Source organism: Sideroxydans sp., from assembly GCF_054604835.1.
This window is the reverse complement of sequence record NZ_JBTSFG010000005.1, coordinates 164,511-180,273: the sequence shown is the minus strand read 5'-3', so window position 1 is coordinate 180,273 and position 15,763 is coordinate 164,511. Positions and strand designations below refer to the sequence as shown.

17 protein-coding genes and 1 tRNA gene are annotated in these 15,763 nt (G+C 59.5%); 4 read left to right on the top strand and 14 right to left on the bottom strand.

Annotated elements, in window-relative coordinates:
- Nucleotides 1-3: 3 nt before the first annotated feature.
- The 9 genes from ACYCZ5_RS09910 to ACYCZ5_RS09870 form a co-directional block, all read right to left on the bottom strand.
- On the bottom strand, nt 4-558 hold the full coding sequence (locus ACYCZ5_RS09910; RefSeq protein ID WP_461544645.1) for a P-loop NTPase family protein: 555 nt from the start codon (nt 556-558) through the stop codon (nt 4-6).
- Between the two features lie 38 nt (nt 559-596).
- A tRNA-Val gene (locus ACYCZ5_RS09905) sits at nt 597-673 on the bottom strand.
- Between the two features lie 211 nt (nt 674-884).
- Nucleotides 885-2,270, bottom strand: a complete 1,386-nt coding sequence (gene dnaB, locus ACYCZ5_RS09900; RefSeq protein WP_461544644.1) for a replicative DNA helicase — start codon at nt 2,268-2,270, stop codon at nt 885-887.
- A 101-nt stretch (nt 2,271-2,371) separates the two neighbouring features.
- Nucleotides 2,372-2,818: a 50S ribosomal protein L9 gene (gene rplI, locus ACYCZ5_RS09895; protein ID WP_461544643.1), complete on the bottom strand. Its 447-nt coding sequence runs from the start codon at nt 2,816-2,818 to the stop codon at nt 2,372-2,374.
- A gap of 10 nt (nt 2,819-2,828) precedes the next feature.
- Nucleotides 2,829-3,098: a 30S ribosomal protein S18 gene (gene rpsR / locus ACYCZ5_RS09890; RefSeq protein ID WP_461544642.1), complete on the bottom strand. Its 270-nt coding sequence runs from the start codon at nt 3,096-3,098 to the stop codon at nt 2,829-2,831.
- Between the two features lie 9 nt (nt 3,099-3,107).
- On the bottom strand, nt 3,108-3,404 hold the full coding sequence (priB, locus tag ACYCZ5_RS09885) for a primosomal replication protein N (protein WP_461544641.1): 297 nt from the start codon (nt 3,402-3,404) through the stop codon (nt 3,108-3,110).
- A gap of 6 nt (nt 3,405-3,410) precedes the next feature.
- The gene (gene rpsF / locus ACYCZ5_RS09880) at nt 3,411-3,803 is read right to left on the bottom strand and encodes a 30S ribosomal protein S6 (RefSeq protein ID WP_461544640.1); all 393 of its coding nucleotides are present in this window, start codon (nt 3,801-3,803) and stop codon (nt 3,411-3,413) included.
- 123 nt (nt 3,804-3,926) lie between these two features.
- Nucleotides 3,927-6,401, bottom strand: coding sequence for an ABC transporter permease (locus ACYCZ5_RS09875; protein WP_461544639.1), 2,475 nt, complete (start codon nt 6,399-6,401; stop codon nt 3,927-3,929).
- Nucleotides 6,398-7,066, bottom strand: a complete 669-nt coding sequence (locus tag ACYCZ5_RS09870) for an ABC transporter ATP-binding protein (protein ID WP_461544638.1) — start codon at nt 7,064-7,066, stop codon at nt 6,398-6,400. Before ACYCZ5_RS09870 ends, ACYCZ5_RS09875 begins: the two co-directional genes overlap by 4 nt.
- On the opposite strand from ACYCZ5_RS09870, the gene ACYCZ5_RS09865 reads away from it, so the two are divergent.
- Nucleotides 7,065-7,673 (top strand): arylesterase, encoded by a 609-nt coding sequence (locus ACYCZ5_RS09865; RefSeq protein WP_461544637.1) that lies wholly within the window; start codon nt 7,065-7,067, stop codon nt 7,671-7,673. The two genes, ACYCZ5_RS09870 and ACYCZ5_RS09865, sit on opposite strands and share 2 nt — an antisense overlap.
- Complete coding sequence (locus tag ACYCZ5_RS09860) at nt 7,673-9,706, top strand: thioredoxin domain-containing protein (protein ID WP_461544636.1); 2,034 nt, start codon at nt 7,673-7,675, stop codon at nt 9,704-9,706. The genes ACYCZ5_RS09865 and ACYCZ5_RS09860 overlap by 1 nt, the downstream gene beginning before the upstream one ends.
- Here the strand turns inward: ACYCZ5_RS09860 and ACYCZ5_RS09855 are convergent.
- Nucleotides 9,698-10,651: a S49 family peptidase gene (locus ACYCZ5_RS09855; RefSeq protein WP_461544635.1), complete on the bottom strand. Its 954-nt coding sequence runs from the start codon at nt 10,649-10,651 to the stop codon at nt 9,698-9,700. The genes ACYCZ5_RS09860 and ACYCZ5_RS09855 overlap by 9 nt on opposite strands.
- A gap of 22 nt (nt 10,652-10,673) precedes the next feature.
- Nucleotides 10,674-11,330 carry an HAD-IA family hydrolase gene (locus ACYCZ5_RS09850; RefSeq protein WP_461544634.1) on the bottom strand — a complete coding sequence of 219 codons (657 nt, stop codon included), beginning with the start codon at nt 11,328-11,330 and terminating at the stop codon, nt 10,674-10,676.
- An 87-nt stretch (nt 11,331-11,417) separates the two neighbouring features.
- Here ACYCZ5_RS09850 and ACYCZ5_RS09845 point away from each other — a divergent pair, with 87 nt between their 5' ends.
- Nucleotides 11,418-12,029 (top strand): trimeric intracellular cation channel family protein, encoded by a 612-nt coding sequence (locus ACYCZ5_RS09845; RefSeq protein ID WP_461544633.1) that lies wholly within the window; start codon nt 11,418-11,420, stop codon nt 12,027-12,029.
- Nucleotides 12,026-13,054, top strand: a complete 1,029-nt coding sequence (gene rlmM / locus ACYCZ5_RS09840) for a 23S rRNA (cytidine(2498)-2'-O)-methyltransferase RlmM (protein ID WP_461544632.1) — start codon at nt 12,026-12,028, stop codon at nt 13,052-13,054. The genes ACYCZ5_RS09845 and rlmM overlap by 4 nt, the downstream gene beginning before the upstream one ends.
- Nucleotides 13,055-13,104: 50 nt before the next feature.
- On the opposite strand, the gene ACYCZ5_RS09835 is transcribed toward rlmM, so the two are convergent.
- The 3 genes from ACYCZ5_RS09835 to ACYCZ5_RS09825 all read right to left on the bottom strand — a co-directional run bounded on the left by ACYCZ5_RS09835 (nt 13,105) and on the right by ACYCZ5_RS09825 (nt 15,628).
- The gene (locus ACYCZ5_RS09835; RefSeq protein WP_461544631.1) at nt 13,105-13,404 is read right to left on the bottom strand and encodes a hypothetical protein; all 300 of its coding nucleotides are present in this window, start codon (nt 13,402-13,404) and stop codon (nt 13,105-13,107) included.
- A gap of 62 nt (nt 13,405-13,466) precedes the next feature.
- Nucleotides 13,467-14,696 (bottom strand): MFS transporter, encoded by a 1,230-nt coding sequence (locus ACYCZ5_RS09830; RefSeq protein WP_461544630.1) that lies wholly within the window; start codon nt 14,694-14,696, stop codon nt 13,467-13,469.
- Nucleotides 14,693-15,628 (bottom strand): RluA family pseudouridine synthase, encoded by a 936-nt coding sequence (locus ACYCZ5_RS09825; RefSeq protein ID WP_461544629.1) that lies wholly within the window; start codon nt 15,626-15,628, stop codon nt 14,693-14,695. Before ACYCZ5_RS09825 ends, ACYCZ5_RS09830 begins: the two co-directional genes overlap by 4 nt.
- Nucleotides 15,629-15,763: the final 135 nt, after the last annotated feature.

The following is a 15,763-nucleotide window of genomic DNA, read 5'->3' as shown; positions in this document are numbered from 1 at the left end:
TCGTTACAGATGGATCAGCAACTGATCCGGATCGCTCTTTTCGCTGTCTTCCTCAAAACTGACCAGAACAGAAGTCCTGAACGGGAAGTGCAAACGGAATACCGCATCGAACTTGTTCACCATCACCAATTCCTTGCGCGACAAACCTTCATTCAGACCGTCGTAGATGATAAGTTCCGGCCCCATCAACATGGCCCTTACAAAACCTACCAGGCGCTTCTCGTACAAAGTGAGCTGGTCGGGCAACTTGAGCATCAGCGCCGACAAGACGGTCTCGTCCGACAAACCGCATTGATCTAGCAAGGCAGTCACGTTGTCTTTAAGTTTTCCCGGCAGCTGGATGCCATGATACTGCACGGGCAGGATGATGTTCTCCCAAACCCGGAGATTACTGATGAGACCGCCGTTATGCGGCACGATGACCACGCCGGCCTGCTCGCCCAGATTCTTGAGCAAAGCGGCGCGTTGAGATTCAGAACGGACGATGAGGCAATAGGAACGGCCCGATTGCAGCAGGGCCTGAGTACTTTCTTCTCCATGTAGACTCAATGTGAACATGAGCTTCTCGAAAATGTTCGTAAAGGAGAAGAAGAAATTGGTAGGCGCGATTGGACTCGAACCAACGACCCCCACCATGTCAAGGTGGTGCTCTAACCAGCTGAGCTACGCGCCTGTAAAAGGACGCGCATTGTAACCGAACCGCGCAAACGCGCAAATGAATTATGCAAAGAATCGCGAATATTTTTCGTTCGCAGCGACACGACCGTGCACTTGGGCACCCGCTATCGATTCGTGCGGCAGATCAATACTGGGCAGGCACCACATAGTTTTGGCTACGACTAACATGCTGCGCATGTGAGTCTTCGCCGAAATTACGCATCAGCTCAGTATTGAGCTGGCGCGTAATTTTCAAAGCGGGTGAATTCACCACGGAAGGTCAGGTTGACCGAACCGATCGGGCCGTTACGTTGCTTGCCGATGATGATCTCGGCTTTTCCCTTGTCCGGCGTGTCCGGGTTATAGACCTCGTCACGATAGATGAACAGGATCAGATCGGCATCCTGCTCGATAGCACCGGACTCGCGCAGGTCAGACATGACCGGGCGCTTGTTCGGACGTTGCTCCAAACTACGATTGAGCTGGGACAGCGCAATCACAGGCACATGCAATTCCTTGGCCAGCGATTTCAGCGAGCGCGATATCTCCGAGATCTCGGTTGCGCGGTTCTCGCTACCCTTGCCGGCGGGCGACGACATCAGCTGGATATAGTCGATCACCACCAGACCCAGACCATCGTTCTGCCTATGCAAGCGTCGTGCGCGGGAACGCAGTTCCAGCGCATTCAAACCAGGTGTCTCGTCGATGAAAATGGGGGCGTCATTGAGCAGACCCAACGCATGCGTCATGCGCGACCAGTCTTCATCTTCCAGACGGCCCGTGCGCAAAGTATGCTGATTGAGCCGCCCCACAGAGCCGATCATACGCATCGCCAACTGGGCACCGCCCATTTCCATACTGAAGATGGCGACCGGCTTGCCTTCCAAGGCCACTGTCTCGGCGATATTGATGGAGAACGCGGTCTTACCCATACTCGGGCGTCCCGCCACGATGATGAGGTCGCCGGGTTGCAGGCCGGAAGTCTTGCTATCCAGATCCGTAAAGCCGGTTGAAACACCCGTCACCTCGCTGGCGTCGTCGCGCCCGTACAAAGTCTCGATGCGTTCGACCACTTGGGTCAGCAGGGGCGGGATCGCAATGAATCCTTGTTTTCCTCGCTCGCCCTGCTCCGCTATCTGCATGACTTTGCTCTCGGCCTCGTCCAGTAATTGGCCGGCATCGCGCCCGCTCGGATTATAGGCACTGGTAGCGATCTCGCTGCCGACTTCCACCAGCTTGCGCATGATAGCGCGCTCGCGCACGATCTCGGCATAGCGGCGGATGTTGGCGGCTGAAGGCACGTTCTGCGCCAGCGATCCCAAATAGCTCAGGCCGCCCGCCTTCTCCAGTTCGCCGTTACTCTCCAGCGATTCGGCCAGCGTGATCACATCTACCGGACGCGCCTGCTCGTTCAGACGGCCGATATGACGCCAGATCGAACGATGTTCAGAACGGTAGAAGTCCGTCTCGTTCAACAGGTCGGTGACTTTATCCCAGGCACTGGTATCGAGCAGGATGCCACCCAACACCGACTGCTCCGCTTCAACGGAGTGAGGCGGGAGCTTCAGCGCTTCTAGCTGGGCATCGGCGACGGGAGCTGAAAAATTCTGCATGGCTGGGTGACAAATAACGGGAGGGAGATTCTACACTTTTCAGACAACAAAAAAGGACTGTCGCCAGTCCTTTCTTGTAACTACCTGATCGAACGGTATTACTATTCGCCAAGCACCGAAACGGTCACGTCAACCACCACATCGGGATGCAGCGCGATGCTCACCGCATGGTCGCCGATCTGTTTCAGGTGACCTACGGGCATACGCACTTGGCTCTTCTCGACCTTGTGGCCTTCGGCAACCAGTGCTGCAGCGATGTCAGCGTTGGTCACGGAACCGAACAGCTTGCCGTCGACACCGGCCTTCTGCACCATTTGAATGGTCAGACCTGCCAGCTTCTCGCCGCGAGTCTGTGCATCCGCCAGCTTGGCAGCTTCACCAGCTTCCAGTTCAGCGCGACGTGCAGCGAAATCCGCCACGTTGCTTTCCGTCGCACGCTTGGCCTTGCCTTGCGGGATCAGGAAGTTGCGCGCGAAACCGTTCTTCACTTTGACCACATCGCCCAGTTGGCCGAGGTTGACCACTTTTTCCATCAGAATAACTTGCATGGTCTACTCCTTAGTGCAAATCGGTGTAAGGCAACAGTGCCAGGAAGCGTGCACGCTTCACTGCTGTGCTCAACTGACGCTGATAACGCGCCTTGGTGCCGGTGATACGTGCCGGGATCAACTTGCCATTCTCGGAAACGAATTCCTTGAGGATGTTGATGTCCTTGTAATCCACTTCCGCGATCTTCTCGGCAGTGAAACGGCAGAACTTGCGGCGCTTGAACAGCTGACGCGAAGAACTGTTCTTCTTGTCGTCTTTTTTCTTAAATACACGAGCCATGATGTGCCCCTATTTCAATGTAACGTTATCAATATGCAGAACCAGTTGCGTACTCTTCAGACTGCGCTGCGCCAGGAAACCTTCAGCCCTTAATCGCTGACCAGGTTGCAAACCGCCCAGTTTCTGGGCCATCTCACCAAGTGCCAGTGCCGGAACTTCACACTGCACCTGTCGCTGCAACCCTGCTTCCTGCTGCATCGAGGTATGGCGCATTCTGAACGCCAATCTCGCCAATCCTGCCGGGGTGTGTCGCAAGCCTTCCGACTCGATCACTTCCCCGTCGATCACACAACGGTTACTGCTCAATCCAAATTACGCTGCGGCGGCTGGCGCTTCGGCTGCTGGAGCCGGCGCTGCTGTAGCAGTGTCTGTCAACGAACGCGACTTCTCTTCCTTCATCATCACGGAAGGCTCGGTCACAGCAACCTTGGTCTTGATGGTCAGGTGGCGCAGTACGGCGTCGTTGAACTTGAATGCGTGCTCGAGCTCGTCCAGGGTCTCCTGATCGCACTCGATATTCATCATCACGTAGTGTGCTTTGTGGATCTTCTGGATCGGGTATGCCAATTGACGGCGGCCCCAGTCTTCCAGACGGTGGATGTGACCGCTCTTGCCGGTCACCAACGTGCGATATCGCTCGATCATCGCGGGCACTTGCTCGCTCTGGTCGGGATGCACGATAAATACGATTTCGTAGTGTCGCATTACATCTCCTTGTGGATTAAAGCCCCCCGGCACGCTATGGACGGTGGAGCAAGGTTAAAAACCCCCTTTTTCAGGGAGGCGGGCATTATAGGGATATTGAGCCCTGCGTCAAGCGCCAAGTCATTAATCTGCCGCGAGAATCCTGAGTGGAGGCCGTTGTGTCAGTTTGCGCGTCGCCAGCCAGCCGGACAGCGTCACGATCAAGATGCCCCCGCCGATACCGACCAGCCAGATAAGCGGATCGAAGCTGGCGGGTATCTCCAAAACGAAGCGCGCCAGTACCCAGCCCAGCAACACCGCCCCACCTGCTGCGAACAAGCCGCTCAAGCCGCCCAGCACCGCGAACTCGGAAAGGTGCAATCTACGCAGATAGCGGCTGTCCGCCCCCAACGTACGCAGGATCGCCGCTTCGTGGCTGCGCTCGTCCTGCGTGGACAGCAAGGCGGCATACAACACCGCCAGCCCGGTCAGCAGCGTGAACAGGAAAACCGCACTGACCGTCTGCGCGATCTGGTCCATGATGCCGCGCACCTGCGCGATCACCGCACCTGTATCGATCAGCAATAGATTGGGAAACTCGCGCGACAATTCGTCCCCCGCCCGCACCTTGTCAGAAGGCAGATAGAAGCTGGACAGATAACTGGATGGATAATCCTCCAGCAATTCCGGGGTCGTGATGACGAAGAAGTTCACCTTCATCGAATCCCATTCGACCTTGCGCAAGCTGGTGACTTTGGCGGTAAAACGGCTGCCCGCCACATCGTAGGTGAGCGCATCGCCGAGCTTGATACCCAAAGTCTTGGCGATACCCTCCTCCACCGAAAGCTCGCCCTTGCCATCCTCGGCCCACCAATTCCCGCTCACCAGTTGGTTCCAGGACGGCATCTGCGTCATATATGAAAGATTGAATTCACGTTCCACCAGGCCGCGCGCCCGCGGATCGGGGTAATCGTCACCGCTGATGGCGCGTCCACCGATCTCGACCAGCCTGCCGCGCACCATCGGCTGCATCTCGGGGGAAGGCAATGATTGCTGCTTGAAGAAATCGCGGATCGGCTCGACCTGGTCGGGTTGGATGTTCACTACAAAACGGTTCGGCGTCTCGGGCGGCAACTTGCTCTGCCAGCCCTGCAACAGATCGCCGCGCACCATTGTCAGCACCAGTAGTGCCATGCCGCCCAGACTCAGCGCCACAACCTGCACCGCCGCACTGCGCCCGTGACGGGACAGGTTATTGAAAGCATGGCGCCACTGCGAACGCATGAAGAATACGTTGCGTGCCAGACCGTGCAACATCAGCCAAGCCAGCCAGCCGAACAGCATCAATCCCGCCAGCAGCCCGCCAAGCACTGCCAGCCCCAGCTTCAAGGAACCGGCATGCCACAGGAACAGACCTGCCAACACCAGCGTCGCCACGCCATAGACCAACCAGCCACTCGCTTCCGGTGCACCCAACTCACGGCGCAGCACCCGCAACGGAGAAACCTTGCGCAGTTGCAACAAAGGCAGAAAAGCAAAACCCAGCAGCAAGGCAAAACCACTCACCGACGCCTGCAACAGCGGTAACACACTTGGTTGCGGCAAGTTCGCATCGCGCATGCTGGCGATACTCTCCACCAGTAACGCCTGTGTGCCGTAACCGAGCAGACTGCCCAGCAGCACGGCGACCAACCCAAGCAGGATGAATTGATTCAGGAACAACCACAGCACCTGCCCCTGTTGCGCGCCCAGACAACGCATCACCGCGCAACCATCCAGATGACGCAGCACGAAACGCCGCGCCGCCAACGCCATCGCGGCACCGGCCAGGATCGCGGCTGTGAGCGCCGCCAAACCTAGGAAGCTCTCGGCGCGTTCCAATGCCGTGCGGATCTCGGGCCGTGCATCGCGCACATCCTCCAGCTTCTCGTTGCCGGACAATCTCGCTTGCAGCGCGACCTTCAATGCCGCCACTTGCTTCGCCTCGCCCGCGATCATCAAACGATAGGAGAGCCGACTTCCCTCCTGCAGCAGACCGGTGTCAGCAAGGTCTTGCTCGTTCATCAGCACGCGCGGCGCGAAACTCGCGAAGCCGATGGACTGGTCGATGTCCTTCACTATGCGTGCCGCCACCTCGAAACGGCGCGCACCGATACCTACTTCGCCACCGACTTCCAGCCCGAGACTCCGCAACAGGCGTTCGTCCACCCACACTGTCCCCGAGGACGGGATCGCTTCTGCCACATGCAACGTTCCATCATCGATCTCGATCTTGCCACGCAAGGGATAACCACGCTCCACCGCCTGCAACTCACTCAGCAACACCCGCTCCCCATGCGACACCATACTGGGGAATGTCCGGCTCTGTACCACCTGCAGACCCTGCGCCAATGCCTGCTGGCGATAGTCGGGAGAGAACGGGCGTGTGGAGGTGATGCGCAGATCGGCTCCGATCAAACTCTGCGCCTGTTCCTGCAACGCCTGCCGCACACGGTCGGCGAACAGCCCGACTGTGGCCAAACTGCCGACCGCCAGCACCAGTGCCAATAGCAACACACGCCATTCCCCGGCACGCCAATCGCGCCGCAACAGATTGAGGGAGAGGCGCAGCAGATTCATTGCACCACCCCCCCTGCCGCCAGGCGCAATTGCCGCTTGCAGCGCGCAGCCAGTTTGTCGTCGTGCGTCACCAGTATCAAGGTCGTGCCCTGCGCGCGATTCAGTTCCAGCATCAGGTCGATGACCTGCGCGCCGGTGGCGGCATCGAGGTTGCCGGTGGGTTCATCGGCGAACAGTATCTTGGGTTGTGAGACGAAGGCTCGGGCGAGTGCCACCCGTTGCTGCTCGCCACCAGAAAGATGCTTGGGCAGATGGTGCGCGCGGGCGGTGAGGCCAACTTGCTGCAATGAGGCTTCCGCGCGCTGGCGCGCATCGCTCACTCCGGCCAGTTCCAGCGGCAGCATCACGTTCTCCAGCGCATTCAGCGCAGGCAGCAACTGAAAGGACTGGAATACGAAACCAGCCAGTTCGCCGCGCAAACGTGCGCGACCATCCTCGTCCAGCGCGAAGATGTCCGCGCCGTTCAGGGACACACTGCCACTGGTCGGCACATCCAGCCCGGCCAGCAGGCCGAGCAAGGTGGACTTGCCGGAACCGGAAGCCCCAACGATGGCAAGGCTATCGCCTGCTTCCACCACAAAACTGACATCATGCAGGATAGTGAGCGGACTATCGCCGCTTAACACTTGCTTGGTGAGCCCTGCTGCTTGCACAATCGTTGCCATGAACTTCATCCTCAATCTCGTTTTACTGCTCGCCGCCTTGGCGCTGCCCGGCTTCGCGCAGGCCGCCAACAACATACTCGTATTCGGTGATAGTTTATCAGCCGGCTACGGCATCGCGCGCGAAGCTTCTTGGCCGCATCTGCTGCAACAAGCATTGCAAGCGGATGACCAGCCCTACAACGTGGTCAATGCCAGCATCAGCGGCGAGACCACTTCCGGCGGCATACGCCGTATAGATAAGGCACTGGCCAAACATAAACCTGCTGTGGTGATCGTCGAACTGGGGGCCAACGACGGACTGCGCGGCTCGCCACTGACGGATACCGAGCAGAATCTGGATGCCATCATCGAACGCGCGAAGAAGGCCAATGCCAAGGTGTTACTACTTGGCATCCAGTTGCCGCCCAACTATGGCGGAGCCTACACAGAACGCTTCCGCAGCATATACCCCAAACTTGCGAAGAGACACGCTATCGCCTTGCTGCCCTTCATGCTGGAGGGCATCCCGCCCGAACAGTTCCTGCCGGACAACCTGCATCCGAACGCAGCTGCGCAGCCGCGCATCCTGCGCAACGTGATGCCTCACCTCAAGCCACTCCTGAACTGATGCCTAACCACCTCATCCGCGAGACCAGCCCCTACCTGTTGCAGCACGCCGACAACCCGGTGGACTGGCATCCCTGGTCGCCTGAAGTCTTGCAACTGGCACGTGAGCAGGACAAGCCCATCCTGCTCTCCATCGGCTACTCGGCCTGTCACTGGTGCCATGTGATGGCGCACGAATCGTTCGAGGACGATGACGTCGCAGCCGTGATGAACGCGCACTTCATCAACATCAAGGTGGACAGAGAAGAACGTCCCGACCTCGACCAGATCTACCAGAACGCGCACTACCTGCTGTCGCGCCGCAGCGGCGGCTGGCCGCTGACCATGTTCCTGTCGCCGGACGGAACTCCGTTCTACAGCGGCACCTACTTCCCCAAACAGCCGCGTTACGGCCTGCCTGGCTTCCCGCAACTGCTGGTGCAACTCGCACAAGCCTATAAAGAGAAGCGCAAGGAACTCGCCGCACAGAGCGAGCAACTCATCAACGCCCTCGCCGCATGGCAGCCGCAACCGGGCAGTGATGAAACGACGCTCGACGCCTCACCGCTCGCCAGTGCGGTGCAGCAACTGAAAAAGGATTGCGACCGCGTGAACGGCGGCTTCGGTGATGCGCCGAAGTTTCTGCATCCGGCCGAACTCGATCTGCTGTTGCGGCAAGCCCAAGCACCTCAGAACGAGGACGCGCGCCACGTCGCACTGTTCACCCTGCAGCAGATGGCGCTGGGCGGCCTGTACGACCAGCTCGGTGGCGGCTTCTGCCGCTACAGCGTGGATGCCAACTGGGACATCCCGCATTTCGAGAAGATGTTGTACGACAACGGCCTGTTGCTCGGCCTGTACTGCGACGCCTGGCTAAACAGCCGCGACCCGCTGTTCGCACGCATCGTGGAAGAGACGGCTGGCTGGGTGATGCGCGAGATGCAATCCCCGCTCGGCGGCTACTACGCCTCGCTGGATGCCGATTCGGAACACGAAGAAGGCAAGTTCTATGTGTGGCAACGCAACGACATCCGCGACCTGCTGAGCGAAGCGGAGTACGCCATCGTCAAACCATATTACGGCCTGGACAGCACACCCAACTTCGAGAACCACGCATGGAACCTGCGCGTGAGCCGTCCTCTGAACGAGATCGCGCAGTCGCTGCAACTTGATCAGAAACAGGCGACCGCGCTGCTCTCATCCGCACAGGCTAAGTTGTTTGCCGCACGCGAACAACGCATCCGTCCCGGTCGCGATGAAAAAATATTGGGTAGCTGGAACGGGCTGATGATCGCCGGCATGGCGAAAACGGCGCGCGTGTTCGGACGTGATGATTGGAAAGTTTCCGCGCAGCGCGCGCTCGATTTCGTACGCGACACCTTGTGGCAGGACGGCAAGCTGTACGCCACGCATAAAGACGGCAAGACGCATCTGAACGCCTATCTGGACGACCATGCTTTCCTGCTGGGTGCCGCGCTGGAGGTTATGCAGACAACCTATCGCGAGACGGATATGCAGTTCGCCGTGCAACTCGCGGATGCTTTATTGACTCGGTTCGAGGATGCCGAGCACGGCGGCTTCTACTTCACCAGCCACGACCACGAAGCGCTCATCCAGCGCAACAAGAGCGGACAGGACAACGCCACGCCTTCCGGCAACGGCATCGCGGCACAAGCCCTGTTGCGACTCTCTGAATTGACGGGCGACACGCGCTACCGCGAGGCCGCAGAACGCTGCCTGAAGCTTTTCTATCCACTGATGCAACAAGCGGCCAGCCAGTGTTGCAGCCTGAACACCGCGCTGGGCGAACTGCTGCAACCACCGTCATTGCTGGTGTTATGCGGCGCTGATAAAGAGACAGCCGCCTGGCGGGCGGCTGTCTCAGAAAACTATCGACCTGATTTGATGGTGATAGAGCTGAACGGTGCTGAACAGCACTTGCCTGCCGTGCTGGCAAAGCCAAAACAAACATCGACTACCGCCTGGCTGTGCCGCGGCACGCAATGCCTGCCGCCGATCACCGACTTGAACGCCCTAAAGGCCGAACTAGCGTAGCACCACGCCTTCGCCCTGCGCGCCGAATCCGGGGAACATACTCGCCACGCCTGCGCCCAGCTTCTTCGCCAGACGGTCTGCGATGTTCTCGCGTGCGGTGAAATCGACCACCGTCTCGGCCTTGATGATGTCGCGTGCCACGGAATCCACGCTGCCGAGGCCGTCGGCCAATCCCATCGCAATCGCCTTGTCGCCGGTCCAGAACAGGCCGCTGAACATCTCCGGCGTCTCCTTCAGGCGTTTGCCGCGACCGTCGCGCACCACGGCGATGAACTGTTGGTGGATGTCGTTCAGCAAACCTTTGGTGAATGCTTCGTGTTTAGGATCGCGCGGCGAGAAGGGATCCATGAAGCCCTTGTTCTCGCCCGCCGTCATCAGGCGGCGCTCCACGCCCAGCTTCTGCATAGTGCCGGTGAATCCGAAACCGTCCATCAGCACACCGATGGAGCCGACGATGCTCGCCTTGTTGACATAGATATTGTCCGCTGCCGCCGCGATGAAATAACCACCCGAGGCGCACATATCTTCCACCACCACATGCAACGGAATCTCCGGATGCAGCGCACGCAGCCGCTTGATCTCGTCATTCACCAGACCGGCCTGCACCGGGCTGCCGCCCGGACTGTTCACGCGCAGGATGATGCCCGCCGTGCGTTTGTCCTGATAGGCATCCTGCAAACTGCCGATGAGGTTGTCCGCATTGGCCATGCTGTCCGCAGCGATGACACCTTTCACCTCGATCAGTGCCGTATGTTTGCCACCGGCCAGTCCATCGCCGTTGTCGCCGACAAGATCCATCACCATCACGAACAGGAAGAACAGATAGGCGAAGGTCAGCAGCTTGAAGAATATCCCCCAGTGACGTGTCCGTCGTTGCTCCTGGATGGCGGACATCGCCAGTTTCTCCAGTACGTTGCGTTCCCAGTTATCACCCAGTTCAGACATATTGCACTCCTTGAAGAACGTTTCAGGCGTTGGCCTTCAGCCAAGCGCGCAATCCATGAAAATCACTCAGCAGCGCCAGCGGGTTCAGCGCACGTAGCTGCGCTTCCGGATGGGCGCCATAGCTCACACCCACGGCATCCACGCCGGCATTGATGGCCATCTGCAGATCATGCGTGGTATCGCCGATCATCAGCACCTGCTCCGGCTGCATGCCCAGCTCATCCATCAGTTCCAGCAACATGGCCGGATGCGGTTTGGAAAAAGTCTCGTCCGCAGTGCGAGAGGCATGGAAGTATGCGCGCAAACCGCTGCTATCCATCACCCGATCCAGCCCCTTGCGGCTCTTGCCGGTCGCCACCGCCAGCGCATGGCCGGCTTCGTGCAGTTCCGCTATGGTCTCGCGTGCGCCGGAGAACAGCGGGATGGATTGATCCTGAGCGAGGAAGTAATGGCGATAGCGATCTGCCAGCGGCTCGTACATATCTTCCGGCGCAGTCGGCACAGCATGCCGCAAAGCCTCGACCAAGCCCATGCCGATCACATGACGGGCATCCTCGTCGCTCGGCACCGGCAGATCCAGATCACGGCAAGCCGACTGGATAGATGTGGCGATCACCGCCGTGGAGTCCATCACCGTGCCGTCCCAATCGAAAACGATCAATTCATAACGCTTTGCCATTATGCACCACCAAAAAATGAGGCGCGGATTCTATCACTTAGCCATGCCGCACCTCGTATAATGCGCCCCCGCCTGCCCGTTAACATCATGAGCCTGATACACACCCTCGATCTGTGCGCTGTCGCCGTCTGCGCCATCACCGCCACGCTGGAAGCGCACCGACGCGACCTCGACCTGTTCGGTGTGGCGGTGATCGCCGTCATCGCAGGCATCGGCGGCGGCACGGTGCGCGATGTCCTGCTCGGCCGTCTGCCGGTGTACTGGGTGCATGACCCGATCTACGTGATGGTCGGCATCGCCGCTGCCGTGGCAACCTTCTTCTTCGGCCGAAAGTTTCCCATTCCGAAGAACTTCTTCCTGCTGCCGGACGCACTCGGCCTGGCGCTATTCACCGTCATCGGCACCACAGTCGCCCTGAACCTGCAGGTGCACTGGTTCATCGCGGCCCTGATGGGTGTCATCACCGGTGTGTTCGGCGGCGTCATCCGCGACATCCTGTGTAACGAAGTACCGCTAATCTTCCGCACCGACATCTACGCCACCGCCTCGCTGGTCGGCGCGCTGCTGTTGATCCTGCTTGATACGCTGGGACTGGAACGCCTGCCGTCCATCCTTTTCGCCATGCTGGTAACGGTATCGCTGCGACTCGCGGCGATCCGCTGGCACATCCACTTACCGCGCTTGCGCCCCCACTCATGATCGATCCTACCTTACCCGCCTGGCTGGTCTATTGCCGTCCCGGCTTCGAACGCGACTGCATCGAAGAGACGCAAGCAAAACCCGTTGAAGCACTGGAGAACAGCGGCTATCTGGTCCTGCAAGGCAAAGCGCGCCTCGCCTACAAACAGCTCACTTTCGCGCGGCAACTGCTGACCTTGCACGGCGAAGTGCGCGAACTGCCGGAGCGCGACCGCCTCACTCCCTTGTTGGAAGCCATCCCGCAATCGCCGGAACGATACGGCGCGCTGTATCTGGAAGTGCCCGATACCAACGACGGCAAGACCCTGTCCGGCTTCACCAAACGCTTCCAGCCTTTGATTGAGCAGGCACTGCGCGACAACGAACGTCTGGTGGATGACCCCCTCCTGCCGCGCCTGCACATCTTCTTCCCCTCGGAAGACCGTGCCCTGATCGCCAGCAGCGACCCGCGCAACAGCAACGATGCGCTCAACGGCATCCACCGCGTCAGCATGTCTGCCGACGCACCCAGCCGTTCCTATCTGAAGTTGGCCGAGGCATTCGAAGTGTTTCTGGATAAGCAGGAACAGGCACTATGGCTGAAGCCGAAGATGACTGCAGTCGACCTGGGTGCCGCCCCGGGCGGCTGGACCTGGCAGCTGGTGCAACGCGGCTTGAAAGTCACCGCCGTGGACAACGGCCCGCTCAAAGGCGCAGCAGCCGGCCATCCCGACATCAAGCACCTGCGCCAGGACGGATTCAAGTTCCGTCCGCAACGCCCGGTGGACTGGCTGGTATGCGACATGGTGGAACAACCGCAACGTGTCGCCGCACTGATAACCGAATGGATAGTCGGAGGCTTGAGTATGAATGCCATATTCAATCTGAAGCTGCCAATGAAGAAACGCGTGGAAGCGCTACGCATCGCGCTCGATTCCATCCGTAGCGCACTCAACAAGAAAGGTCTGCGCTACCGGCTGGAAGCCAAGCAGCTCTATCACGACCGCGAGGAAGTCACGGTGTTCCTGCACCGGGAACGGCGCTAAGCGCTCATCCCGACCAGCATGGCCGTCTGCGCCGGCGTGCAATCAAACCATCAGGCTTCTTCGTCGATATGGTCCGCCGTCCCGCCTTCCATCAAGTTATGGCGGCGGCGATCCAGTCCCGAACGCAACTCGATCAACACCTTCTGGTTATGGATGCGGCGGCAGGCTATGCGTCTATCCACGAGCGGTATGTTCGGATGCTCATCCTGCACTTCAGGATGAGGTTCGACAGACAGAGACTCGGGATCGCGCGCATGCACCGGCTTCACCGCATGGATATCGGTCAAACCTTTCACTGCACGCGTCGTCGGCGTCGCCGTCGTGGGGAGGATGGTGGGTGTGAAGCGCATCGCTGCTCCTTTCACAACTTGATTACCCAAGTTATCGGCAATCTACAGCAAAAGATTACAGTTTATTTGGGGACCACGTCCGGCAAATTCGGATGCGCGTCGTGCATGACGATGCGCGAGACGTACCACATGGCCAGCAGATTGGCAGCGAGGGCGACGTAACCGACGGTCTCATAACCGACGATACGCCCGCTCGCATCCTGAGTGATGATGAAGCCGCTGAGTGTGGCGGCGAGACCCATCGCCAGTGATTGCACGGTGGCATTGAGCGACATGAAGGTGCCGCGCAGCTTAGGTTGGGCTGCCGAGGTGATGATGGCCATGGCGGGAATGAATCGCCCGGAAACCAGCACGAAGAACAGAGTGGTGAACACCAGCCATAGAGCGAGCGACGCATGCGCGACCTGCGTCAGCAACAGGATGGGCAGCATCGCGCAGAACGCGACGATGCGGAAAACCTGCACCTTGCCTGCCGCATCCGCCCAGTGACCGATCGCGCGCGCGGTGAACAAGGTGGCCGCGCCGCCCGCCAGGTAGATGTAGGCGATGTCGTGCTGGCTGATGCCGATATTGTTCACCGCATACACCGTGATGTACGGAATCACGCTAAAACCGGCGAAGATGATCATCCCGGACAGCGCCATGGCGCGCCAATGGTTGCCGTCGCGCATCACAGCGAACAGATCGATGAAGGGATGGGCGCGTCTTTCCTGAGTCAGGTGATGGCGCAGTTCGGGCAATACGCGCTGGGCGATGAACAGGAAGATCACCACCAGCAGAACGATGAACACGAACGGCGCGCGCCAGTGGAACAAGCTGGCTAGCCACAGGGAAAGCGGCACCCCCGCCACGGTGGAGAGCGAGAATGCCGCCGCCACGGTGCCGCTGGCTTTGGCGCGACGGGCGAACGGAATGGTGTCGCCGACGATGGTCTGCACCAGCGCACCCAGCACGCCGCCGAACGCCCCGGCCAAGCCGCGCGCGATGAGCAAGGTGGCATAACCCGGCGCGATCGCGCAGGCCAATGTCGCCAGACCAAACAGCACGAAGATGACCAGCAGGAAGCGTTTCCGCTCAAACCGGTCGACGAAGGTGGCGGCGAACAGACCCGAGAACGCCGCGCTGAAACTGTAGGATGCGACCAGCAGACCGAACTCGTGCGTAGTGATGCCGAGCTCGACCATCAGCATCGGCCCCAGCGGCATCATGATCATGAAATCAAGGATGTGGCTGAACTGGATGGACGCCAGCGTAAACAGCAAAGCGCGTTCCGACCGGACAGGCTGGGTCATTGCGCCCTATCCAAGCGGTCGAGGAACTTCTGCAGTTCGGGGGCCAAAGGCGCCTGGATGGTCAGCGACTCTTCGGTCAGCGGGTGTTTGAAACTGATGCTGTGCGCGTGCAGGAACATGCGCTTGAGCCCCTGCTTCATCAATTCCTTGTTACGTGCGAAGTCACCGTACTTATCGTCGCCCGCGATGGGAAAGCCCAAATGGGACAGGTGCACACGGATCTGGTGGGTGCGCCCGGTCTTCAGTTCGGCTTCCAGCAGCGCATAGCCCGGCCAATTCTTTTGCAGGTTGAAGATGGTATGGGACTGCTGGCCGTCCTCGCGCACCATCACCCGCTTCTCGCCCTGCGGGGTGTCGAACTTGTGCAGCGGCAGCTTCACGTGCTGGCGCGCGTTGTGCCACTCGCCCAGTACCAGCGCGTAATAGCGCTTGTCGCTGTTGCCCTCGCGCATGATCTCGTGCATACCGACCAGCGCCGAGCGCTTCTTGGCGATCAGCAGCACGCCGGAGGTCTCTCGGTCCAGCCTGTGCACCAGTTCGAGGAACTTGGCCTGCGGCCGCGCACTGCGCATCTGCTCGATGACGCCGAAACTCACCCCGCTGCCACCGTGCACTGCCGTGCCGGCCGGTTTGTTGATGGCGATCAACGCTTCATCCTCATAAAGGATAGGGAATTCAGTGGCCGGGACGTACTCGGCCTCGGGCTTTTCCGCGACGCGGATGGGCGGGATGCGCAAAACATCGCCCATTTGCAGGCGATATGTCTGGTCGATACGCTTCTTGTTGACCCTGACCTCGCCGCGCAGGATGCGGTAGATATGGCTCTTGGGGACGCCTTTCAGGTGCTTGAACAGGAAATTGTCGATGCGCTGGCCTTCGCCACCCTCATCTATTTCGACCCAAGTTACGGATTCTTTGCCTAAACCGCTCATTATTGAATATACTCCGCGCCTCGCGTGTGCGCCTTCGTCGAAACGGGATGTTTATTTATTCCCCGTCCAACCCAAGGCAGGCAATCAAGCCGCCTACGAAGCAGCCCCGCCCGGTTAATCTCACTCACCGGAGAC